Here is a 22084-nt window from a genome sequence, read left to right as displayed (position 1 = left end):
GCTCGACCCGCGTCAGACCGCCCGGACCGGTGGGACGGCCCGGGCCGCGGGAGCGCTCCCCCGGGCCGGGACCTCCGGCCCGGCCTGGCCGACGATCGTCGCCCGGCAGCTGCGCACGAACGCGGCCATGGCCGGCGTCAGCTCCCGCCCCTTCAGCCAGTAGAGCCCGACCTGGCTCGGGCTCAGCCCCCGCACCGGCCGGTACGCGACGTCCTCCCGCGGCGCCAGCCGGCTCATCGTCTCCGGGGCGAAGCCGATGCCCTGGCCGCAGACCACCGCCGTCAGCCACTCGTCGGCGTTGTGCGCCACCGCGCCGATCCGCACCGGCCGCCCGCCCCGCTCGCGGACCGCCAGCCAGTAGTCCCGCCAGTGCCCGGCCTCGTGCGGTATCGCCACGAACGGCTCGTCCAGCAGGTCCGTGAAGTCGATCACCGCCCGCCGGGCCAGCCGGTGCCCCACGGGCAGCGCCGCGCAGCGCGGCTCCTCGCCCAGCACCGCGACGTTGTACTGCTCCGACAGTGACGGCGGGGCGTGCCAGAGCGTCAGGTCGATCTCGCCGGTGGCCAGGCCCGAGGTCGGGTCGAACCAGTTGTTCTGCCGCAGCTCCACCTGCCAGCCGGGCATCCGCCGGGTGAAGTCCGCCACGGTACGGCGGCTCATCACGTTGATGATGCCGCCCTCGAATCCCACCCGCAGCGTCGAGACCTGCTCGGCCGCCGCCGCCCTGGTGGCCCGTAGCGCGTCCTCCCAGCCGGCCAGCATCGACCCGGTGTACTCGGCCAGCGCCCGCCCGGCCGGGGTGGGCGCCATGCCCTTGCGCGAGCGCTCGAACAGCTCCACCCCGAGAAGTGACTCCAGCTGGCGGATCTGCTTGGTGAGGGTCGGCTGGGAGACGAACAACCGCGCGGCGGCGGCCGTCAGCTGACCCTCCTCGCAGACGGCGGCGAAGCTGCGGAGCAGCCGGGTGTCGACATCCATGCCCCAAGGTTATGGAACGGGATATTGGACCGGCCCGGCAGGTCTGGGCCAAGGTTGATCACTCGGCCCCAGGGCCGGTCCACGGGGGAGCCCGGCAGCGGCGGTTCAGGGGGCCGCCGCTGCCGCGCCGGACGATCGCGGCCTGCACGAGCCCGGCGCAGCGCCTACGGTGAGGGATCGTCAGGTCCCCGTCGAACGGAGGCGCCCGGGTGGCAGCCAAGGAGAGCCGCGAGCGCGGCCGCGAGCACAGGCGCGAGCGTGGACGAGAGCACGGGCGGGAGCGCGGGCGGGAGCCGGAGCGGCTGGCGCGGAAGCCGTACGAGCACGAGCTGCTGCGGCTCCAGCACGAACTGGTGGAGCTTCAGGAGTGGGTGCGCGCCGAGGGCGCCCGGCTGGTGGTGGTCTTCGAGGGTCGCGACGCGGCCGGCAAGGGCGGGGCGATCAAGCGCGTGACGGAGTTTCTGAACCCGCGCATCGCCCGGGTCGTCGCGCTCCCCAAGCCCACCGAGCGCCAGCGCACCCAGTGGTACTTCCAGCGGTACGTGGAGCAGCTGCCGGCCGCCGGCGAGATCGTGCTGTTCGACCGCAGCTGGTACAACCGGGCCGGGGTCGAGATGGTGATGGGCTTCTGCACCGGGGAGGAGCACCGCCAGTTCCTGGAGCAGTGCCCGACGTTCGAGCGGATGCTGATCGAGTCGGGCATCCTGCTGCGCAAGTACTGGTTCTCGGTCAGCGACACGGAGCAGCAACGGCGGTTCCGGGACCGGCTGGAGGACCCGATGCGGCGGTGGAAGCTCTCGCCGATGGACCTGGAGTCGATCACCCGCTGGGAGGACTACTCGCGGGCCAAGGACGAGATGTTCGCCCGCACCGACACGCCGGAGTCGCCCTGGTACGTGGTGGAGAGCGACGACAAGCGGCGGGCCCGGATCAACATGATCGCCCACCTGCTGTCCGGCCTGCCGTACCGCGAGGTGGCCCCGCCGCGGATCGAGCTGCCGGACCGCCCGCCCTCCCGGGGCTACCGGCGGCCGCCGCGGGAGGAGCAGACGTACGTGCCGGACCACGCGGCGCGGCTGGGCTGACGGCGAGTCGGGGGCTGACGGCGAGTCGGAGGCGGGACCCCGGCGCGGCGACCGGGGCGACGGCTCCTCCGAACGGCTCCGTGGCGTTGCCGCGGCCGGTGCCAGGCCGTCCGATGGACGTGGCCCCGAAGGCAGCGGCGCCGCCGCGGCGCCCGGACGACGTCAGGAGACCCCGCCCATGTACGTGCGCACCGGCTACTTCACCGGCGACCCGAGCACCATCGACCAGGCGCTGGACGGACTGCGCGCCGAGGCCGTCGGGCTGCTCTCTGCCCAGCCCGGCTACCGGGGGTACGGGCTCTTCGCCGACCGCGAGCGCGGTGTGATCCTGATGGGCTCCTGGTGGGACACCGCGCAGCACGAGCGGGACAGCGCCGAGCGGCTGCGGCAGCGCAGGGACGAGCTGCTGGCGCCGTTCGCCACCACGACCGCCGTCGAGGTGCTGGAGGCCACGGTCGTCACGCCGCCGGCGCCGGTCGGCCCCGGCGCCGGGTTTCGGCTGGTCCGGTTCGACTTCGAGCCGGACCGGGGCGACGAGCTGGCCGAGGGCTTCCGCGCCGGCGCGCTGCCCGCGCTGCAGGGGATGGACGGCTTCGTCAGCGCCGCGCTGCTGCTCAACCGCGCGGTGGGCCGCGGCTCGGTGGGCGTGGTCTTCGCCGACCGGGCGGCGCTGGCGGCCTCCCGGGGGCCGCAGGCCGCGGCCCGGGCGAAGGCCGCCGCCTCCGGCGCGGTCGTCCGCTCGCTGGAGGAGCTCGACGTGGTCCTGCTGGAGCGCTCGTAGGAACCGTCCTGGCCGGGGCCCGGCGGAGGGGCCCGGCCGGCCGCCTTCGGCCGCGCGGGCCTGTCGGCGCCCTCGCATAGGCTTCCGGTGTGGACGAACCGGACCTCTTCACCGCCGCCGCCGAGGAACGCCAGGCCAGGGAGCCCGGCCGGGCCCCGCTCGCCGTGCGGATGCGCCCGCGGACCCTCGACGAGGTGGCCGGGCAGCGGCAGCTGCTGAAGCCGGGCTCCCCGCTGCGCCGTCTGGTCGCCGGCTCGCGCGGTCCGGCGGCGACCAGTTCGGTGATCCTCTGGGGCCCGCCCGGCACCGGGAAGACCACGCTGGCCCACGTGATCAGCCAGGCCGTCGAGGGCCGGTTCGTCGAGCTGTCGGCCATCACCGCGGGCGTCAAGGAGGTCCGCGCGGTGATCGACGGCGCCCGCCGCGCGGTCGGCATGAGCGGCAAGGAGACGGTGCTCTTCCTGGACGAGATCCACCGGTTCTCCAAGGCCCAGCAGGACTCGCTGCTGCCCGCCGTGGAGAACCGCTGGGTCACCCTGATCGCCGCGACCACCGAGAACCCGTACTTCTCGGTGATCTCCCCGCTGCTGTCGCGCTCCCTGCTGCTCACCCTGGAGTCGCTGACCGACGAGGACATCCGGGCGCTGCTGCGCCGCGCGGTGGCCGACGAGCGCGGCCTGGAGGGCGCCCTGGAGCTGTCCGCGGAGGCCGAGGACCACCTGGTCCGGCTGGCCGGCGGGGACGCCCGGCGGGCGCTCACCACGCTGGAGGCGGCGGCCGGGGCGGCGCTGGAGAAGGGCGAGGCGAGCATCACGCTGGCCACCACCGAGACGGCGGTGAACCACGCGGCGGTGCGCTACGACAAGGACGGCGACCAGCACTACGACGTCGCCAGCGCGCTGATCAAGTCGATCCGGGGCAGCGACGTGGACGCCACGCTGCACTACCTGGCCCGGATGATCGAGGCGGGGGAGGACCCGCGGTTCATCGCCCGCCGGCTGATGATCTCGGCCAGCGAGGACGTCGGCCTGGCCGATCCGACCGCGCTGCCCACCGCGGTGGCGGCGGCCCAGGCGGTGGCGCTGATCGGCTTCCCGGAGGCGCGGATCATCCTGTCCCAGGCGGCGATCGCGCTCGCCCTCGCCCCCAAGTCGAACGCCGCCTACCTGGCGATCGACGCGGCGCTGGCGGACGTCCGGCAGGGCCTGGCGGGCGCGGTCCCGCCGCACCTGCGGGACGCGCACTACGGCGGCGCGGGCAAGCTGGGGCACGGGCAGGGCTACCAGTACCCGCACGACCTGCCGGAGGGCATCGCGGCGCAGCAGTACGCGCCGGACGCGGTGCACGGCAAGGAGTACTACCGGCCGACCCGGCACGGCGGGGAGGCCCGCTACGCGGACATCGTCGAGTGGACCAGGGGCCGGCTGAAGGGGGAGTGACCGCCCGGGCGGCCCCCGGCGGGCGACTCCCGCCCCCGAGCGTTCAGTGGGCGAGCGGGCGAGTGGGAGCAGGTACACTGGCCGGAAGTGCCGTGTCCCGGGACGGCGGCAGGGGTGACCCTGACCGACCGGCCGCACCAGCGGGGCACCGGCGTCGGCCCCTTCGGGGGCCCAGGAGCGTCGCGCACCGATTCGGTGTCGCGTGCAGCCCACCAGCCCAGGCTCGGTGGGCCACTCGTGTGCAAGCACTCATGTGCCCGGCTCCGGAGAGCGGCTGACCGCATCGCGCAGGCGACGCGGCTATCTCCGGGTCGCGACGAGCGACCTCCGTCAACACCTGGTGAAGCCGTATTCGTAAGCAAGGAAGGTTTGGTTCATGGCGAACCAGAAGCGTCCCAAGGTCAAGATCGCGCGTGCGCTCGGCGTGCCGCTGACCCCGAAGTCCGTCAAGTACTTCGAGGCCCGCCCGTACCCGCCCGGCCAGCACGGCCGTGGTCGCAAGCAGAACTCGGACTACAAGGTCCGTCTGCTCGAGAAGCAGCGTCTTCGCGCCCAGTACGACCTGAGCGAGAAGCAGCTGTCGCGTGCGTTCGACCGCGCGAAGAAGGCCGAGGGCAAGACCGGTGAGGCGCTCGTCGCCGAGCTGGAGACCCGTCTGGACTCGCTGGTGCTGCGTTCGGGCATTGCCCGCACCATCTACCAGGCTCGCCAGATGGTCGTCCACGGCCACATCGAGGTCAACGGTGGCAAGGTCAACAAGCCGTCGTTCCAGATGAAGCCGGGCTACGTCGTGACCGTTCGCGACCGTAGCAAGGAGAAGGTCCCGTTCCAGGTCGCCCGTGAGGGTGGCTACGCGGGCGAGGGCCAGACCCCGAAGTACCTCGAGGTCAACCTGAAGGCCCTGGCCTTCCGCCTGGACCGTGCGCCGCAGCGCAAGGAGATCCCGGTGATCTGCGACGAGCAGCTCGTCGTCGAGTACTACTCGCGCTGACCCGCGAGCGGTACGCCTGCCGTACCCAGTGAGCCCCGTCGCCTCTCCGGCGACGGGGCTCACGCCTTTCCCCGCCCGCCCCGTGCCGAAGAGCGGGGGCGGGCGCGGGTTCGGCCCCGGTCAGAGCTCCCCGCCGGTCATCGCGGCGGCCAGCCGCAGGTGCGGGCGGGCCTCTTCGGCGCGGCCCTGGCGCTCCAGCGTCCGCCCCAGCATCAGGCGGGCGTAGTCCTCCGTCGGGTCGGCGTCCAGGATCCGGCGCAGCTCGGCCTCGGCGCGGGTGAGCTGGGCCGAGTGGTAGTAGCTGCGCGCCAGGAGCATCCGGACCGAGAGGTTGGCCGGCTCCTCGGCGAGGACGCCCTCCAGCATGCGGGCCGCGTCGGCGAAGGCCTTGGACTCGAAGTGGAACTTCGCGAGGCGGTACTCGTCGGCGGCGGTGTGGATGGCCACGGCTGCTCCTTCCGGATCGGCCCGGCGCCGGGGGTGGAACGGTGGCGCCGGGTGGTGCTGCCCGCTCCAGCAATGGACAAGATTCAACTATTCCCGACCGGGGCCGGCTGCGGCGCGGGCGGCGCGGCCCGGGGTCCGGGCAGCGGCCCGGGACCGTCCGGACGGCCGTCGCCGCCCAGTGCGCGGTGCACGGCCGCGTCCAGGTCGAGCCGGGCGCCGAGGGCGAAGCAGTCGGCGAACTCCTGCTCGGTCAGCCCGATCCGGGCCCGCTCCTCGCAGTCCCGGTGCGGCCCGTTGAAGGTGCGCGAGCCGAAGAACGGCTTGCCCACCGCCTGCCAGATCCGGTGTGCCGCGCCCTGCAGCACCCGGGCCTCGCGCAGGTCGCCCGGTGTGTTCGGGCCGGTCGGCTCGGTCTCCAGCAGCGCCAGCAGGTCGATCGCCAGCACGATGCCGAGCAGGTCGTGGAAGAGGTGGTTGAGCCGCACGCTCTCCCGGGCCTGCGCCCGCGCCAGCCGGACCTCGCCGTTCATCCAGTGCGAGTACGCCAGCGCGTAGAGCCCGTACGCGTACGCCCACTGCTCGCCGTGCTCCTCGCACAGCTCGCGGACCCGGGCCAGCCAGAGCTCGCCGCTCTCCTGGTCGCCCTGGAACAGGTAGGCGATGCCCAGCTCGAACATGGCCATCAGGACGTTGCTGTTGAGTTCGCCGATGGTCCGGTAGTGCCAGAGCGCCTCCTCGAACAGCTCGGCGGCCCGGACCGGTTCGTCGCCGATCAGCGCCGCGCAGCCCTGCCGGTGGACGGCGTAGGCGAGGGCCCGGTCGTCCCCGGTGTCCAGCGCCTGGCGGCGGCACTCCTCCAGCGCCGGACGGGCGGCCACCAGATCGCCCTGGAGGGTGGCCATGTACCCGGTGACCCAGAGTGCCTTGGCCCGTGCCTCGGTCGGTTCGGGGGCGAGTGCCAGCGCGCGGTCCAGCCAGTGCCGGCCCTCCCCGAGGTGGCCGCAGCCGACCCAGTAGAACCAGAGCGTGCCGGCCAGCAGCAGGGCCAGCTGCTCCTCGCCCGGCTCGGCGAGGCAGAACTCCAGCGCCGCCCGGAGGTTGGCGTGGGCCAGGCCGGTGCGTTCTGCGGTCTCCGCCTGCCGGGGCCCGAACCACTCGACCTCGCCCCAGGTGGCCACCCCGAGGTACCAGTCGCGGTGGCGGCGCAGCAGCCGCCGCTCCTCGCCGGCTGCGCGCAGCCAGTGCAGGCCGTACTCGCGCAGCGTGTCGAGCAGCCGGAAGCGGACGCCGAAGGCGCTCTCCTCGCGCAGCACGACGGACTTGCCGACGAGTTCGGACACCAGGTCGAGCAGTTCGTCCGGCTCCAGGCCCCCGCCGGCGCAGACGTACTCGGCGGCCTCCAGCTCGAAGCCGCCCGCGAAGACCGAGAGGCGCGCCCAGAGTAAACGTTCCTGCACTGTGCAGAGCTCGTGACTCCACCCGATCGTCGTTCGAAGCGTCTGGTGGCGCGGCAGGGCCGTTCTGCTGCCCCCGGTGAGCAGCCGGAACCGGTCGTCCAACCGGGCGGTGATCTGCTCCACCGAGAGCGCGCGCAGCCGCCCGGCCGCCAGCTCCACCGCCAGCGGGATCCCGTCGAGCCGGCGGCAGAGCTGGGCGATCGCCTCGGCGTTCGCCGGGGTGACCTCGAAGCCCGGCACCGCCGCACGCGCCCGGTCGGCGAACAGCCGCACCGCGTCCGGCAGCGGGCCCGGGCGCACCGGGCTCACCGGCAGCGGCGCCAGCGTGTACAGGTGCTCGCCCGCCGCCCGCAGCTCCGCCCGGCTGGTGGCCAGCACCCGCAGGCCCGGCAACGCCCGCAGCAGCGCCTCGGCCAGCTCCGCGCAGGCCGGCACCAGGTGCTCGCAGCCGTCCAGCACGATCAGCAGCCGATGCCCGGCCAGCTGCTCGACGAGCACGTCCAGCGGCGGCCGGGCGGTGCCGTCGGTCAGCCGCAGCGCCTCCACCACGGCGTGGCCGAGCAGCAGGGGGTCCTGCACCGGGGAGACCTCGACCAGCCGGGTGCCGTCCGGGAAGGCGCCCGCCGCGCGGGCCGCGGCGCGCAGCGCCAGTCGGCTCTTGCCGACCCCGCCCGGGCCGGTCACCGTCACCAGCCGGGCCGCGGCGAGCAGCCCGGCCAGCTCGGAGAGCTCCCGGTGGCGCCCGACGAAGCTGGTCACCTCCGCCGGGAGGCCGCCGGGCGCCGGCCCCGGCGCCCCTCTCGGATCCGCTGTCGAGTCGCCGGCCAAGCTGCTCCCCGGGGTTCAGGGCCCGGACCCCGCTGGTCCGGGCGTGCGGTGGACCGCATCGGCGGCGGTCCGACCGGTGGAACGAGGTGACCGAGCGGTGGGTTACGCGCGCCGATCGCACATCCGACCGGGTCGGCCGGGCGCACCCGGGCGACCCGGACGGACGCGGGCGGCGCGGGCCGGATAACCCGGTCCGGAAACCGGTCATGGTCGCGATAGGGTTCCTTCCGGAGAACAGCAAGGCGAGGGAGCGCACAAGGTGTCCGTGGGAGAGCTGGCCGGGTTGCTCGTAGCCGTCTTCTGGGCGGTCCTGGTCACCCTGCTCGCCGTCGTGCTGGTGCGGCTCTCGCGGGTGCTCAAGGAGGCCACCGTCCTGGTCTCCGCCGTCACCGAGCAGGCCGTGCCGCTGCTGACCGAGGCGGGCGCCGCGGTGCGCAGCGCGAACCAGCAGCTGGAGCGGGTGGACGAGATCACCGCCAACGTCCAGGACGCGGCCGCCAACGCCAACGCGCTCTCCTCCACCGTCGCGGCCACCCTGGGCGGGCCGCTGGTCAAGGTCGCGGCCTTCAGCTACGGCGTCCGCAAGGCGGTCGCCAAGCAGAACGGCACCCTGACGCTGCCCTCCCAGCCGGGCGAGCGCGAGGAGCTGGCCCGGCTGATCCGGGCCGAGGTGCGTGCGGCGACCGCGCCCAAGAGCGGTCTGCTGGCCCGGGTCCGGCGCGCGGTGAGGGGCTGACGGCATGGTTCGACGCATCTTCTGGATGGCGGTCGGCGCCGGCGCCACCGTCTGGGCCATGAACAAGGCCAACGAGGCCGTCCACCGGCTCACCCCGGACAGCCTCTCCGGCACCGCCGCGCGCGGTGCGCTGCACCTGGGCGACCTCGCCAAGCAGTTCGCCCAGGACGTGAAGGCCGGCATGGCCGAGCGCGAGGACCAGCTGCGCGAGGACCTCGGACTGGACGGCACGGCCGTCGTCGAGCCGCGCCGCCGCCGTGTGCTGCGCGGCGAGCCGCAGTACCGAGCTATCTCGGCGGCGCCCGGTAGCCCGGCCGCCGCCCTGCCTCCGTCCAGCAGTGCCCGCGCATCGTCGAACGGTGCCCGCCCCACCCCAGCCATCGAAAAGACGCCCCGCCGCGCGCTGCCGCAGCAGGGCGGTACCCCGAACCGGAAGGACCACTAATGGAGTCGGCAGAGATCCGCCGCCGCTGGCTGCGCTTCTTCGAGGAGCGCGGCCACACCGTCGTTCCGTCGGCGTCCCTGGTCGCCGACGACCCCACCCTGCTGCTCGTCAACGCCGGCATGGTGCCCTTCAAGCCGTACTTCCTCGGCGAGGTCAAGCCGCAGTTCTCGCGCGCCACCAGCGTCCAGAAGTGCGTGCGCACCCTGGACATCGAGGAGGTCGGGAAGACCACCCGGCACGGCTCCTTCTTCCAGATGTGCGGCAACTTCTCCTTCGGCGACTACTTCAAGGAAGGCGCCATCAAGTTCGCGTGGGAGCTGCTCACCACTCCCGTCGCGGACGGCGGCTACGGCCTGGAGCCGGAGAAGCTCTGGATCACCGTCTACAAGGACGACGACGAGGCCGAGCAGATCTGGCGGGACGTCATCGGCGTGCCCGCCGAGCGCATCCAGCGCCTCGGCATGAAGGACAACTTCTGGTCGATGGGCGTCCCCGGCCCGTGCGGCCCGTGCTCGGAGATCAACTACGACCGCGGCCCCGCGTACGGCGAGGAGGGCGGCCCGGCCGTCAACGGCGAGCGCTACCTGGAGATCTGGAACCTGGTCTTCATGCAGTACGAGCGCGGCCACGGCGACGGCAAGGACGGCTTCGAGATCCTCGGCGACCTGCCGAGCAAGAACATCGACACCGGCCTCGGCCTGGAGCGCCTCGCCGCCATCCTGCAGGACGTCGACAACCTCTTCGAGATCGACACCAGCCGGATGATCCTCGACCGCGCCGCCGAGCTGACCGGCCACACCTACGGCGCCGACCACAAGTCGGACGTCTCGCTGCGCGTGGTCACCGACCACATCCGCACCGCCCTGATGCTCGTCGGCGACGGCGTCACCCCCGGCAACGAGGGCCGCGGCTACGTGCTGCGCCGCATCCTGCGCCGCGCGATCCGCAACATGCGCCTGCTGGGCGCCACCGAGCCGGTGGCCAAGGAGCTGATCGACATCGCCATCAAGGCGATGGCCCCGCAGTACCCCGAGCTGGAGGCCGACCGCAAGCGGATCGAGACGGTCGTCGTCGGCGAGGAGAACACCTTCCTGCAGACGCTGAAGGCCGGCACCAACCTGCTGGACACCGCGGTCACCGAGACCAAGCAGGCCGGCGGCGTGGTGCTCTCGGGCGAGCAGGCGTTCAAGCTGCACGACACCTACGGCTTCCCGATCGACCTCACCCTGGAGATGGCCGAGGAGCAGGGCCTCCAGGTGGACGAGGCCGGCTTCCGCCGTCTGATGCAGGAGCAGCGCGACCGCGCCAAGGCGGACGCCAAGGCCAAGAAGATGGGCCACGCCGACGTCGCCGCGTACCGCGAGGTCGCCGACAAGTCCGGCGCGAGCGTCTTCACCGGCTACTCCCTCACCGAGGGCGAGGCCACCGTGGTCGGCCTGCTGGTGGACGGCGTCCCGGCGCCGGCCGCCTCCGAGGGCGACGAGGTCGAGATCATCCTCGACCGCACCCCGTTCTACGCCGAGGGCGGCGGCCAGCTGGCCGACCACGGCCGGATCCGGCTGGAGTCCGGCGCGGTCGTCGAGATCCGCGACGTGCAGCAGCCCGTCCCGGGCGTCGTCGTGCACTCCGGCGGCGTGCTCTTCGGCGAGGTCGTGATCGGCGCCTCGGCGTACGCCACGATCGACACCGACCGCCGCCGGGCGATCGCCCGCGCCCACTCGGCCACCCACCTGACCCACCAGGCGCTGCGCGACGCGCTCGGCCCGACGGCCGCCCAGGCCGGCTCCGAGAACGCCCCCGGCCGCTTCCGCTTCGACTTCGGCTCGCCCGCGGCGGTGCCGGGCACCGTGCTGGTCGACGTCGAGCAGAAGATCAACGACGTGCTGGGCCGCGAACTCGACGTCACCGCCGAGGTCATGACGATGGACCAGGCCCGCAAGGCCGGCGCCATCGCGATGTTCGGCGAGAAGTACGGCGACGAGGTCCGGGTCGTCACCATCGGCGACTTCTCCAAGGAGCTCTGCGGTGGCACCCACGTCGGCAACACCGCCCAGCTGGGCCTGGTGAAGCTGCTCGGCGAGTCCTCGATCGGCTCCGGCGTGCGCCGCGTCGAGGCGCTGGTCGGCGTCGACGCGTACAAGTTCCTGGCCCGCGAGCACACCGTGGTCTCCCAGCTCACCGAGCTGGTCAAGGGCCGCCCGGAGGAGCTGCCGGAGAAGATCTCGGGCATGCTCGCCAAGCTCAAGGACGCCGAGAAGGAGATCGAGCGCTTCCGCGCCGAGAAGGTGCTGGCCGCCGCGGCGGGCCTGGCCGACTCGGCCGAGGACGTCCACGGGATCGCCGTGGTCGCCGCCCAGGTCGCCGACGGCACCGGCGCGGACGAGCTGCGCAAGCTGGTCCTGGACGTGCGCGGCCGCCTCGGCTCGCGCCCGGCCGTGGTCGCCGCCTTCACCGTGGCGAACGACCGCCCGCTGACCGTGATCGCCACCAACGAGGACGCCCGCGGCCGCGGCATCAAGGCCGGCGAGCTGGTCCGGGTCGCCGCCAAGACCCTCGGCGGCGGCGGTGGCGGCAAGGACGACGTCGCCCAGGGCGGCGGCTCCAACCCGGCCGCGGTCGGCGAGGCCATCGCCGCGGTGCGCGGCCTGGTCGCGGAGCGCGCCTCCTGATGGACGAGCCCCAGGTCGAGGAGCGGCCCTTCCGGCGTGGTCGCCGGATCGCCGTCGACGTCGGTGACGCCCGGATCGGGGTCGCGTCCTGCGACCCCGACGGGGTGCTCGCCACGCCGGTGGAGACCGTCCCCGCCGGGGTGAAGTCCCAGGCCAGGATCGGTGCGATCGTCGACGAGTACGGCGCGATCGAGGTGATCGTCGGCCTGCCGCGCTCGCTCAGCGGCAAGGAGGGCCCGGCGGCGGAGAAGGTCCGCGCCTACGCGGCCCGGCTCGCCAACCGGGTCTACCCGGTGCCTGTCCGGCTGGTGGACGAGCGGATGTCCACCGTCACCGCGACCCACGGCCTGCGGGCCTCCGGGGTCAAGGCGAAGAAGGGCCGCTCGGTGGTCGACCAGGCCGCCGCGGTGGTGATCCTGCAGTCGGCGCTTGAGTCCGAACGGGTGAGCGGACGGCCCCCCGGTGAGAGCGTCGAGGCGACCGGCTGACCGGCCTGTTCTAACGTCCCGGTGAGGGGCCCGTGCGGACGCGTCCGCACGGGCCCCTCGCTTTCGCTTCCGGGACCGCCGAGGGGGCGCAGTGACCGACCAGGACTTCACGCCCGGGCTGACCCCCGGCCACCTCGGTGCGCCGGTGCTGGAACCGGAGGGCAGGCCGCCGGGTAAGCCCCGTCCGCGCCACGACCCGCCGGATCCGCACCGTCGGCGCAACAGCCTGGCCTGCGGGCTGACCGCCCTGGCGCTGATCGCCGTCTTCGGCGGGCTCGGCCTGGCCGGGTACAGCTGGCTGGACGGCCAGCGCAAGCCCCCGTCGGCCGCCGACTACGCGGGGCCCGGCAACGGGGAGGTGCAGGTCTCGGTGCCCGAGGGCGCCGGCCTCACCCAGATCGCCTCGGCACTGGTGCGCAACGGCGTGGTGGCCAGCTCGCTGGCGTTCACCCGGGCGGCCAAGGGCAGCGCGGCCGCCGCCGGGCGGATCCAGCCCGGCACCTACACGCTGAGGCAGCGGATGTCGGCCGCCGCGGCGCTGGCGATCCTGGTCGACCCGGCCAACGCCAACGGCCTGACCATCCCCGAGGGGTGGCGCGGCAGCCAGATCTTCACCGCGATCGACAAGAAGCTGAACCTCCCCGAGGGCACCGCGCAGCGCACCGCGCAGGAGCAGGCCGCCGAGCTGGGCCTGCCGGAGTTCGCCAAGGGCAGCCCGGAGGGGTACCTCTTCCCCGCGACGTACAGCGTCACCGACGGCACCACGGCCGCGGACCTGCTGAAGCAGATGGTGGAGCGGGCGGGCAAGGAGTTCGCCCGGGACGACGCGGACGTGGTCGCGCAGAGCCTCGGCCAGAACCTCTACGGGCTGGTGACCATCGCGAGCATGGTCCAGGGCGAGGCCGACAACACCGAGGACATGGCCAAGGTCGCCCGGGTCATCTACAACCGGCTGGCGAAGAACATGCCGCTGCAGCTGGACTCCACCATCAACTACGCGCTCGGGCGCTCGACCCTGAACACCACGGTGACCGACACCAGGCTGGACTCCCCGTACAACACCTACCTGCACGCCGGGCTGCCGCCCACGCCGATCTCCAACCCGGGGCGCCAGGCGATCATGGCGGCCGTGGACCCGGCGCAGGGGGACTGGCTCTACTTCGTCACCGTGAAGCCGGGGGACACCCGCTTCACCGACAGCTTCGAGGTGCAGCAGCGCAACGTGGCGGAGTTCAACGCCAACCGGGCGGCATCGGCGCAGCCGAGCACCTCGGCCGGAGCGTCGGCCGCAACGCCGTCGGGGTCGGGCGGGCACTGACGGTCGTCGGCTCGGCCCGGCGGCGGGTCTGCGGTACGGTAACGTCTCCCTCCAGGCGTGGCAGTAGCACGCCGGTTCGAGAAACAACCGGGACGCCGTCCCGGGACGGCCGGTCCGATCCTCCGGCCGTCTCCGTCGGTGTAAGGGGATCAATGACCGATCTGGGTCGGGGCTACGGCCCCCAGGGCTCCGAGCCGTGGCACCCCGGTGATCCCGGGTACGGCGGCCAGCAGCCGGTCCCCGGACAGCAGGACGGCCAGTGGCAGCAGCAGTCCCAGCAGCCGCAGCAGCAGTACGGCGGCGGTCAGCAGGGCTACCCGCAGCAGGGCTACCAGCAGCAGCCGCAGGGCCATCCGCAGCAGGGCTACCCGCAGCAGGGGTACCCGGGCGGCCAGCCGCAGCAGCAGTACGGCGGGCAGCAGTTCCCGCAGGGCCAGCAGCAGTACGGCGCCGGCCAGCAGGGCTACCCGCAGCAGAACCAGGGCTTCCCCGGCCAGCAGGGGTACCAGGACCAGCAGCAGGGCTACGGCCAGCAGGGGTTCCAGCAGCAGGGTTACCAGCAGCCGGGCCAGCAGGGCTACCAGCAGCAGGGTCAGGTCCAGCAGGGGCAGCCCCAGGTCCAGCAGGGTCAGCAGGGCTTCCAGCAGCAGGCGCCGCAGCAGGTGCCGCCGGCCGGCGCCCCGCAGCCCGGCCAGCCCCGGCCCGGGCAGCCGGGCGCGCAGCGCGGGCGGCGGGCCGCGGCCGAGCCGGCCGCCGGGCCCGGCCCGGACGGGATCGACTGGGAGGCCGAGGCCGCGGCGCTGGAGGCCGGGGCGGACCCGGCCGAGGCGGCCCCCGAGGCCGAGGGCGACTGGGACGGCCCCGAGGACGACTACGCCGACGACGGCGAGGACGAGCAGGGCGGCTTCCTCGGCGAGGAGGACGAGTCCCGCGAGGGCAAGAAGAAGCGCAAGGAGAAGGGCAAGAAGGCCGGCCGCCGCAACGGCGGCGCCTGCCTGCTGGTCGCGCTGGTCCTGGTGAGCGGGGTGGCCGGCGCCGGCTGGTGGGGCTACGGCTTCTACCAGGACCACTTCGGCCCGCCGCCGGACTTCGTCGGTCAGGGCAGCGGCTCGGTCAAGATCGAGATCAAGCAGGGTGCCGCGGGCAGCCAGATGGGCGTGACGCTCAAGCAGGCCGGCGTGGTCAAGAGCGTCGAGGCCTTCAGCAAGGCCTGCGACAAGAACCCGAAGTGCATCTCCATCCAGCCGGGCAACTACACCATGCCCCGGGAGATGTCGGCCGAGGCCGCCGTGCAGAACCTGGTGGAGGCCAACGGCGGCAACAAGCTGATCCTCGCCGAGGGTATGACCGCCGCCGCCACCTACGCCAAGATCGACGAGAAGCTGCAGCTGGCGAAGGGCACCACGGCCGGTGTGGCCAAGGCCCAGGTCGGCAGCCTCGGCCTGCCCGCGTACGCCAACGGCAACCTCGAAGGCTTCCTCTGGCCGACCCGTTACTCCATCTCGGAGGGCATGAAGCCCGAGGAGCTGCTCAAGGAGATGGTCAAGAACGCCACCGAGCGCTACGCGAACCTGGACGGCGAGGCCTCGAAGATCGGCCTGAAGAACGGCTACGAGGTGGTCATCGAGGCCAGCATCCTGCAGGCCGAGGGCAACAACTCGGCGGACTTCGCCAAGATGGCCCGGACCATCCAGAACCGTCTGGCGGACGACGGCATCGTCAAGCACCGGCTCGGCATGGACACCACGCTGCAGTACTCGCTCGGCCGCAAGCAACTGGACAAGAAGGACATCGACGACGGGTCGAACAAGTACAACACCTACATCAACCAGGGCCTGCCGCCCGGGCCGATCTCCAACCCGGGCGAAGACGCGCTCAAGGCGGTGCTCAACCCCGCGGACGGCAAGTGGCTGTACTTCATCGCCATGTCCCCGACCGAGACCCGCTTCGCGGAGACGGACAAGGAGCACGCGGCCAACGTCGAGGAGTACTGCAAGGCGGCGGGCCAGGCCTACGACAAGGCACGCGGCCACTGCACCACCGCGAAGTAGCCCTCGCGGGCGAGTCGTTCACGGAGAACCAGCGTTGACCAGCAAGCACCGGGCGGCCGTCCTCGGCTCGCCGATCGCCCACTCGCTCTCGCCGGACCTGCACCGGGCCGCCTTCGCGGCGCTCGAGCTGGACGGCTGGCGCTACGACCGCTTCGAGGTGGACGAGGCCGGGCTGCCCGGCTTCGTCGCCGGGCTGGACGAGGCGCAGTGGGCCGGGCTCTCGCTCACCATGCCGCTCAAGCGGGCGGTGATCCCGCTGCTCGACGAGGTGAGCGCCACCGCGCGCTCGGTCGAGGCGGTGAACACGGTGGTGTTCACCGCCGACGGCCGGCGGGTCGGCGACAACACCGACGTCCCCGGGCTGGTGAACGCGCTGCGCGAGCGCGGGATCACCGAGGTCGGGGGCGCGGCGGTGCTCGGGGCCGGGGCCACGGCCTCCTCGGCCCTGGCGGCGCTGGCCCAGGTCTGCACCGGTGAGGTGACCGTCTACGTCCGCAGCCCCGAGCGGGCCCGCGAGATGGCCGAGCTGGGCGAACGGCTGGGCGTGGCCGTCCGCACCGCCGACTGGGAGCGCGGCGCCGAGGCGCTGGCGCAGCCGCTCACCGTCTCCACCACGCCGGTCGGCGCGACCGACGGCTTCGCCGAGCGGCTGCCGGCCGCCCCCGGGGCGCTGTTCGACGTGCTGTACCACCCGTGGCCGACGGCGCTGGCCGCCGCCTGCGCGGAGCGCGGCGCCACCGTGCTGGGCGGGCTCGACCTGCTGGTGCACCAGGCCGTACTGCAGAACGAGCTCTTCACCGGCCGTACGCCGGGCCCGCTGGCGGCGATCCGGGCGGCCGGCGAGGCCGCCCTGGCCGCGCGCTGACCCGTTCCCGGGGCGGCCTCCGGGGCGTCCCGGCGCGCCGCGGCGGCTTGTCGCGACTGTCCCGGTTCGCGCCCGCGCGGCCCGGACCGCCCGGCGGCGATGTCCGCAGGTCGGCAGGTTGCTGTCCGTCACCCGGACTGTGCGGCCGGGGGCGCCCGGGGCATGAAAGGATTCGGGGGACGACAAGGCACGCCCGGGCGGGTCGCGGCTCCGGCCGCGCCGGTCCGCTGATGAAGGAGCTCCGTTGGGTACGTTGCGCTGGCTGACGGCGGGGGAGTCGCACGGCCCCGCACTCGTCGCGACGCTGGAGGGCCTGCCGGCCGGCGTCCCGGTCACCACCGCGGTGGTGGCGGACGCCCTGGCGCGCCGTCGGCTCGGCTACGGTCGCGGCGCGCGGATGAAGTTCGAGCAGGACGAGGTCACCTTCCTCGGCGGTGTCCGGCACGGTGAGACCATGGGCAGCCCGGTGGCGATCATGGTCGGCAACACCGAGTGGCCGAAGTGGGAGCAGGTCATGTCGGCCGACCCGGTCGACCCCGAGGTGCTGGCCGGCCTGGCCCGCAACGAGGCGCTGACCCGTCCGCGCCCCGGCCACGCCGACCTGGCCGGCATGCAGAAGTACTCGATCGACGAGGCCCGCCCGATCCTGGAGCGCGCCAGCGCCCGCGAGACGGCCGCCCGGGTGGCGCTCGGCGCCGTCGCCCGCGCGTACCTCAAGGAGACCTGCGGCATCGAGATCGTCAGCCACGTGGTCGAGCTGGCCGCGGCCAAGGCCCCGGCCGGCGTGCTCCCGCTGCCCTCCGACGAGGCCCGGCTGGACGAGGACCCGGTGCGCTGCCTGGACGCCGACGCGTCGAAGGCGATGGTCGCCGAGATCGACCAGGCGCACAAGGACGGCGACACCCTGGGCGGCGTCGTCGAGGTGCTCGCCTACAACGTGCCGGTGGGCCTCGGCTCGCACGTCCACTGGGACCGCCGGCTGGACGCCCGCCTCGCCGCGGCGCTGATGGGCATCCAGGCGATCAAGGGCGTCGAGGTCGGCGACGGTTTCGAGCTGGCCCGCGTCCCCGGCTCCAAGGCCCACGACGAGATCGTCCCGACCCCCGAGGGCGTCAAGCGGACCTCCGGCCGCTCCGGCGGCACCGAGGGCGGCCTGTCCACCGGCGAGCTGCTGCGCGTGCGCGCCGCGATGAAGCCGATCGCGACCGTCCCGCGCGCCCTGCAGACCCTGGACGTGCGCACCGGTGAGCCCGCCAAGGCCCACCACCAGCGCTCCGACGTCTGCGCCGTGCCGGCCGCCGGCATCGTCGCCGAGGCGATGGTGGCCCTGGTGCTGGCCGACGCGGTGAGCGAGAAGTTCGGCGGCGACCACGTCTCCGAGACCCGCCGCAACGTCCAGGGCTACCTGGACAACCTGATCGTCCGATGACCGCACCCCTGGTGGTCCTGGTCGGCCCGCCCGGCAGTGGCAAGTCCACCGTCGGGCGGGAGCTCGCCGAGCGCCTGGGCGTCGGCTTCCGGGACACCGACGCGGACATCGAGGAGACGGCCGGCAAGCCCATCCCCGACATCTTCGTGGACGAGGGTGAGCCGCACTTCCGCGAGCTGGAGGTGCGGGCCGTCCGCGCCGCCGCCGCGGGCCACGCCGGGGTGCTCGCGCTCGGCGGCGGCGCGGTGATGGCCGGGGCCACCCGGGAGCTGCTGCGCGAGCTGCCGGTGGTCTTCCTGGAGGTCCCGCTGGCCGACGCCGTCAAGCGGGTCGGCCTGGACGCGCCGCGCCCGCTGCTGGCCGTCAACCCCCGGGCCCGCTGGCGCGAGCTGATGGAGGCCCGCCGCCCCCTCTACCTGGAGGTGGCCACCGCCGTCGTGGACACCGCCGGCCGCACCCCCGAGCAGGTGGCGGACGCCGTACTGGAAGCACTGGAGCTGAAGACCCCCCATGACTGACATCGTCAGGATTCACGTCGGCGGCAGCGCCGGCCACGACCCGTACGACGTGCTGATCGGGCACCAGCTGCTCGGCGAGCTGGCGCCGATGATCGGCACCCGGGCCAAGCGGGTCGCCCTGATCCACCCGGAGGCGCTGGCCGCCACCGCCGACGCCGTCCGCGAGGACCTGCTCGGTGAGGGCTACGAGGCCATCGCCCTCCAGGTGCCCAACGCCGAGGACGCGAAGAGCGCCGAGGTCGCCGCGTACTGCTGGTCGGTGCTCGGCCAGACCGGCTTCACCCGCAGCGACGTGATCGTCGGCATCGGCGGCGGCGCCACCACCGACCTGGCCGGGTTCGTCGCCGCCACCTGGCTGCGCGGGGTCCGCTGGGTCTCGATGCCCACCACGTTGCTCGGCATGGTCGACGCGGCCGTCGGCGGCAAGACCGGCATCAACATCGCCGAGGGCAAGAACATGGTCGGCGCCTTCCACCCGCCGGTGGGCGTGCTGGCCGACCTCGGCACCCTGGAGACCGTGCCCAAGCACGACTACGTCTCCGGCCTCGCCGAGGTGATCAAGTGCGGCTTCATCGCCGACCCGGTCATCCTCGACCTGATCGAGGCCGACCCGGAGGGCGCCAGGACGCCGGCCGGCCCGCACACCGTGGAGCTGATCCGGCGGGCCGTCCAGGTCAAGGCCGACGTGGTCTCCGGGGACCTCAAGGAGTCCGGACAGCGCGAGATCCTCAACTACGGCCACACCCTCGGCCACGCCATCGAGCGCAACGAGCGGTACAAGTGGCGGCACGGCGCCGCGATCTCCATCGGCATGGTCTTCGCCGCCGAGCTGGGCCGGCTGGCCGGCCGGCTGGACGACGAGACGGCGGACCGGCACCGCAGCGTGCTGGCCTCGGTCGGCCTGCCGCTGACCTACCGCGCGGACGCCTGGCCGAAGCTGATGGACGCCATGAAGATCGACAAGAAGTCGCGCGGCGACCTGATCCGCTTCATCGTGCTGGACGGCCTCGGCAAGACCTCCGTGCTGGAGGGCCCGGACCCGTCGCTGCTGGTCGCCGCCTACGCGGAGGTCTCCGGGTGACCAGGGTGATGGTGCTCAACGGCCCCAACCTGGGCCGGCTGGGCAGCCGCGAGCCGGACGTCTACGGCGCGACCTCGTACGCCGGGCTGGTCGAGCGCTGCACCGCGCTGGGCAAGGAGTTCGGCTTCGAGGTCGAGGTGCACGAGACCAACTCCGAGCAGCAGATGGTGGAGTGGCTGCACGAGGCGGCCGACGGCCGGGTGCCCGTGGTGATCAACCCGGGCGCCTTCACCCACTACTCGTACGCGATGCGGGACGCCGCCGCCCAGCGGACCGCCCCGCTGATCGAGGTGCACATCTCCAACCCGTACGCCCGGGAGACCTTCCGGCACACCTCGGTGATCGCCGCGGTGGCCTCCGGCACGATCGCCGGATTCGGGCTCGGTTCGTACGAACTGGCCCTGCGCGCCCTCGCCGAGCAGCTCACCACGCGCTGAGGCCCGCTCGGGCGGCCCGGCGGCGGACTGTGCCCGCCGCCGGGCCGCCGTGTAGTGTCCCCGCTGAAAGAAGTCGGGAGGTGACCGTGGCGCAGTACACCGGGGGTGGACAGGTCCCCCCTCGTCCCGTCGCTCCGCCGGCCCCGCCGTATCCGGGCAGCGCGACCACCGCGCCCCCGGCGCCGCCGTCGACCCCGTCGGCCCCGTCGGCCCCGGCAGCGGCCGGGATGCCGCAGACCGGGCCGGTCGCGCTCCAGCCGCAGTCCGTGCAGCCGCAGTCCGTTCAGGCCCAGCCGGGGCAGCCGCCGTACGGCGGGCACCCGGCCGGCCCCCGGCCCGTGCCCGCACCCGCGCCCGCACCGGCGTCCGCTCCCGGGCCTTCGCACGCTGCCGCGGCCCCCGCCCCCGCCCCCGCCCCCGCCCCCGCTCCGGCGCCCGCCCCCGTGCCGGCCGGCGGCACCGGGCACTTCCTGCTGCCCTCCGGCGCGCCCGTGCAGCTCCCCGCCCACCCGCCGCAGCCGCACGCGCCGACCGGACCGCTGGCCGTGCTGCTGATCGGTCCGGCCGGCGCGGGCAAGACCACGGTCGCCCGGCACTGGGCCGAGCGGCGCCAGACGCCCACCGCCCACATCAGCCTGGACGACGTCCGGGAGTGGGTGCAGTCGGGCTTCGCCAACCCGCAGTCCGGCTGGAACAGCGCCTCCGAGGCCCAGTACCGGCTGGCCCGCCGCACCTGCGGCTTCGCCTGCCGCAACTACCTCGCCAACGGCATCTCCTGCATCATCGACGACGCCGTCTTCCCCGACCGCCCGGCCATCGGCCTCGGCGGCTGGAAGCGCCACATCGGGCCCGGCATGATCCCGGTCGTGCTGCTGCCCAGCCTGGACTCGGTGCTCAGCCGCAACGCCCGGCGCAGCGGCAACCGGCGGCTCGGCGACGAGGAGGTCGCCCGGATCCACGGGCGGATGGCCGGCTGGTACAACTCCGGGCTGCCGATCATCGACAACTCCCACCTGGACGTCGCCGCCACCGCGGCCGAGCTGGACCGGGCGATCCTGGCCCGGCTGATGGGCATCCCGGTCCGCTGAGGTCGCGGGCCCGGGGCGGCCTCGGGGCCGCGGTGGTGTCGGTGCCGGCTGCGATGATGGACGGGTCCTGATCGACCACCCGGGGGAGCTGACGCCCGTGCCGGAAGGCCACATCATCCACCGCCTCGCCGCCGCGAGCAGCACGGCCTTCGGCGGCCGCGCGGTCAGCGCCTCCAGCCCCCAGGGCCGGTTCGCCGACGGTGCCGCACTGGTCGACGGCCAGGTGCTGACCGGGGCCGAGGCCACCGGCAAGCACCTCTTCCTCGGCTTCGAGGGCGGTGCCTGGGTGCACATCCACCTCGGCCTCTACGGCGGCCTCACCTTCGGCGAGGGCGCCGCGCCCGAGCCGGTCGGCCTGGTCCGGCTGCGGCTGGCGAACGACGACTCCTACGCCGACCTGCGCGGCCCCAACACCTGCGCGCTGATCACCGGCGCCGAGAAGGCCGCCGTCGCGGCCCGCCTCGGCCCGGACCCGCTGCGCACCGACGCCGACCCGGACGCCGCCTGGCGGCGGATATCGGGCAGCCGGACGACGGTCGCGGCGCTGCTGATGGACCAGAAGGTGCTGGCCGGCGTCGGCAACGTCTACCGGGCCGAGGTGCTGTTCCGCCACGGCATCAACCCGCACCGGGCCGGCCGCGACCTCACCCGCGCCGAGTGGGACGCGATCTGGGCGGACCTGGTCGCCCTGATGCACGAGGGCGTCGGCGCGGGCCGGATCGACACCGTCCGCCCCGAGCACACCCCCGAGGCGATGGGCCGCCCCCCGCGGGTGGACGACCACGGCGGCGAGGTCTACGTCTACCGCCGGGCCGCCATGCCGTGCCTGATCTGCGGCACCGACGTCCGCACCGAGGAACACGCATCCCGCAACCTCTTCTGGTGCCCCCGCTGCCAGCAGGCGTAGGGGGCGTTCCCGGTTCGAATGATGCCGCCTCAGGATCCGCCGTACG

20 protein-coding genes are annotated in these 22084 nt (G+C 73.8%); 17 read left to right on the top strand and 3 right to left on the bottom strand.

All coding sequences use genetic code 11. The features are described from left to right. Nucleotides 1-12 precede the first annotated feature (12 nt). On the bottom strand, nt 13-978 hold the full coding sequence (locus RMN57_RS09280) for a LysR family transcriptional regulator (RefSeq protein WP_313762919.1): 966 nt from the start codon (nt 976-978) through the stop codon (nt 13-15). A 302-nt stretch (nt 979-1280) separates the two neighbouring features. Between RMN57_RS09280 and ppk2 the strand changes: the two genes are divergently transcribed. The 4 genes from ppk2 to rpsD all read left to right on the top strand — a co-directional run bounded on the left by ppk2 (nt 1281) and on the right by rpsD (nt 5274). Beyond that, nucleotides 1281-2063 carry a polyphosphate kinase 2 gene (gene ppk2, locus RMN57_RS09275; RefSeq protein WP_313767754.1) on the top strand — a complete coding sequence of 261 codons (783 nt, stop codon included), beginning with the start codon at nt 1281-1283 and terminating at the stop codon, nt 2061-2063. 178 nt (nt 2064-2241) lie between these two features. Further along, a complete protein-coding gene (locus RMN57_RS09270; protein ID WP_313762918.1) occupies nt 2242-2844 on the top strand; it encodes an antibiotic biosynthesis monooxygenase in 603 nt (200 codons plus the stop codon). An 89-nt stretch (nt 2845-2933) separates the two neighbouring features. Beyond that, complete coding sequence (locus RMN57_RS09265; protein ID WP_313762917.1) at nt 2934-4283, top strand: replication-associated recombination protein A; 1350 nt, start codon at nt 2934-2936, stop codon at nt 4281-4283. Nucleotides 4284-4659: 376 nt separating this feature from the next. Next, nucleotides 4660-5274: a 30S ribosomal protein S4 gene (gene rpsD / locus RMN57_RS09260; protein ID WP_238861607.1), complete on the top strand. Its 615-nt coding sequence runs from the start codon at nt 4660-4662 to the stop codon at nt 5272-5274. Nucleotides 5275-5394: 120 nt separating this feature from the next. On the opposite strand, the gene RMN57_RS09255 is transcribed toward rpsD, so the two are convergent. Continuing rightward, a complete protein-coding gene (locus RMN57_RS09255; protein WP_380234164.1) occupies nt 5395-5715 on the bottom strand; it encodes a tetratricopeptide repeat protein in 321 nt (106 codons plus the stop codon). 89 nt (nt 5716-5804) lie between these two features. Continuing rightward, nucleotides 5805-7937 carry a regulator gene (locus RMN57_RS09250; protein WP_313762915.1) on the bottom strand — a complete coding sequence of 711 codons (2133 nt, stop codon included), beginning with the start codon at nt 7935-7937 and terminating at the stop codon, nt 5805-5807. A gap of 328 nt (nt 7938-8265) precedes the next feature. On the opposite strand from RMN57_RS09250, the gene RMN57_RS09245 reads away from it, so the two are divergent. The 13 genes from RMN57_RS09245 to RMN57_RS09185 all read left to right on the top strand — a co-directional run bounded on the left by RMN57_RS09245 (nt 8266) and on the right by RMN57_RS09185 (nt 22038). Beyond that, a complete protein-coding gene (locus RMN57_RS09245) occupies nt 8266-8742 on the top strand; it encodes a DUF948 domain-containing protein (protein WP_313762914.1) in 477 nt (158 codons plus the stop codon). A 4-nt stretch (nt 8743-8746) separates the two neighbouring features. Further along, nucleotides 8747-9187 carry a DUF6167 family protein gene (locus RMN57_RS09240; RefSeq protein ID WP_238861621.1) on the top strand — a complete coding sequence of 147 codons (441 nt, stop codon included), beginning with the start codon at nt 8747-8749 and terminating at the stop codon, nt 9185-9187. After that, complete coding sequence (alaS, locus tag RMN57_RS09235) at nt 9187-11856, top strand: alanine--tRNA ligase (RefSeq protein ID WP_313762913.1); 2670 nt, start codon at nt 9187-9189, stop codon at nt 11854-11856. The genes RMN57_RS09240 and alaS overlap by 1 nt, the downstream gene beginning before the upstream one ends. Continuing rightward, nucleotides 11856-12344 carry a Holliday junction resolvase RuvX gene (gene ruvX / locus RMN57_RS09230; RefSeq protein ID WP_313762912.1) on the top strand — a complete coding sequence of 163 codons (489 nt, stop codon included), beginning with the start codon at nt 11856-11858 and terminating at the stop codon, nt 12342-12344. The genes alaS and ruvX overlap by 1 nt, the downstream gene beginning before the upstream one ends. A 91-nt stretch (nt 12345-12435) precedes the next feature. Further along, complete coding sequence (gene mltG / locus RMN57_RS09225) at nt 12436-13662, top strand: endolytic transglycosylase MltG (protein WP_313762911.1); 1227 nt, start codon at nt 12436-12438, stop codon at nt 13660-13662. A gap of 152 nt (nt 13663-13814) precedes the next feature. Further along, nucleotides 13815-15713: an endolytic transglycosylase MltG gene (gene mltG / locus RMN57_RS09220; protein ID WP_313762910.1), complete on the top strand. Its 1899-nt coding sequence runs from the start codon at nt 13815-13817 to the stop codon at nt 15711-15713. A gap of 34 nt (nt 15714-15747) precedes the next feature. Beyond that, entirely contained in the window at nt 15748-16578 is an 831-nt protein-coding gene (locus RMN57_RS09215) for a shikimate dehydrogenase (RefSeq protein WP_313762909.1), read from the top strand. Nucleotides 16579-16822: 244 nt separating this feature from the next. Further along, a complete protein-coding gene (gene aroC / locus RMN57_RS09210; protein WP_313762908.1) occupies nt 16823-18007 on the top strand; it encodes a chorismate synthase in 1185 nt (394 codons plus the stop codon). Further along, nucleotides 18004-18525, top strand: a complete 522-nt coding sequence (locus tag RMN57_RS09205) for a shikimate kinase (protein ID WP_313762907.1) — start codon at nt 18004-18006, stop codon at nt 18523-18525. Before aroC ends, RMN57_RS09205 begins: the two co-directional genes overlap by 4 nt. After that, nucleotides 18518-19606 (top strand): 3-dehydroquinate synthase, encoded by a 1089-nt coding sequence (gene aroB / locus RMN57_RS09200; RefSeq protein ID WP_313762906.1) that lies wholly within the window; start codon nt 18518-18520, stop codon nt 19604-19606. Before RMN57_RS09205 ends, aroB begins: the two co-directional genes overlap by 8 nt. Nucleotides 19607-19614: 8 nt before the next feature. Then, complete coding sequence (aroQ, locus tag RMN57_RS09195) at nt 19615-20043, top strand: type II 3-dehydroquinate dehydratase (protein WP_224284021.1); 429 nt, start codon at nt 19615-19617, stop codon at nt 20041-20043. 227 nt (nt 20044-20270) lie between these two features. Beyond that, entirely contained in the window at nt 20271-21131 is an 861-nt protein-coding gene (locus tag RMN57_RS09190; RefSeq protein WP_313762905.1) for an AAA family ATPase, read from the top strand. A 97-nt stretch (nt 21132-21228) separates the two neighbouring features. After that, nucleotides 21229-22038 (top strand): DNA-formamidopyrimidine glycosylase family protein, encoded by an 810-nt coding sequence (locus RMN57_RS09185; protein ID WP_313762904.1) that lies wholly within the window; start codon nt 21229-21231, stop codon nt 22036-22038. Nucleotides 22039-22084: the final 46 nt, after the last annotated feature.

The organism is Kitasatospora sp. CM 4170 (genome assembly GCF_032110285.1).
GTDB lineage: Bacteria > Actinomycetota > Actinomycetes > Streptomycetales > Streptomycetaceae > Kitasatospora > Kitasatospora aburaviensis.
This window is presented reverse-complemented; position numbering and strand designations above follow the sequence as displayed.

What these genes read in the sequence shown, in the direction of transcription:
- ruvX (WP_313762912.1), top strand. Translation starts at nt 11,856, where the DNA reads ATGGACGAGCCCCAGGTCGAGGAGCGGCCCTTCCGGCGTGGTCGCCGG.
- RMN57_RS09205 (WP_313762907.1), top strand. Translation starts at nt 18,004, where the DNA reads ATGACCGCACCCCTGGTGGTCCTGGTCGGCCCGCCCGGCAGTGGCAAG.
- RMN57_RS09190 (WP_313762905.1), top strand. Translation starts at nt 20,271, where the DNA reads ATGCCGCAGACCGGGCCGGTCGCGCTCCAGCCGCAGTCCGTGCAGCCG.
- alaS (WP_313762913.1), top strand. Translation starts at nt 9,187, where the DNA reads ATGGAGTCGGCAGAGATCCGCCGCCGCTGGCTGCGCTTCTTCGAGGAG.
- aroQ (WP_224284021.1), top strand. Translation starts at nt 19,615, where the DNA reads ATGGTGCTCAACGGCCCCAACCTGGGCCGGCTGGGCAGCCGCGAGCCG.
- aroB (WP_313762906.1), top strand. Translation starts at nt 18,518, where the DNA reads ATGACTGACATCGTCAGGATTCACGTCGGCGGCAGCGCCGGCCACGAC.
- rpsD (WP_238861607.1), top strand. Translation starts at nt 4,660, where the DNA reads ATGGCGAACCAGAAGCGTCCCAAGGTCAAGATCGCGCGTGCGCTCGGC.
- RMN57_RS09280 (WP_313762919.1), bottom strand. Translation starts at nt 978, where the DNA reads ATGGATGTCGACACCCGGCTGCTCCGCAGCTTCGCCGCCGTCTGCGAG.
- mltG (WP_313762910.1), top strand. Translation starts at nt 13,815, where the DNA reads ATGACCGATCTGGGTCGGGGCTACGGCCCCCAGGGCTCCGAGCCGTGG.
- RMN57_RS09270 (WP_313762918.1), top strand. Translation starts at nt 2,242, where the DNA reads ATGTACGTGCGCACCGGCTACTTCACCGGCGACCCGAGCACCATCGAC.
- RMN57_RS09240 (WP_238861621.1), top strand. Translation starts at nt 8,747, where the DNA reads ATGGTTCGACGCATCTTCTGGATGGCGGTCGGCGCCGGCGCCACCGTC.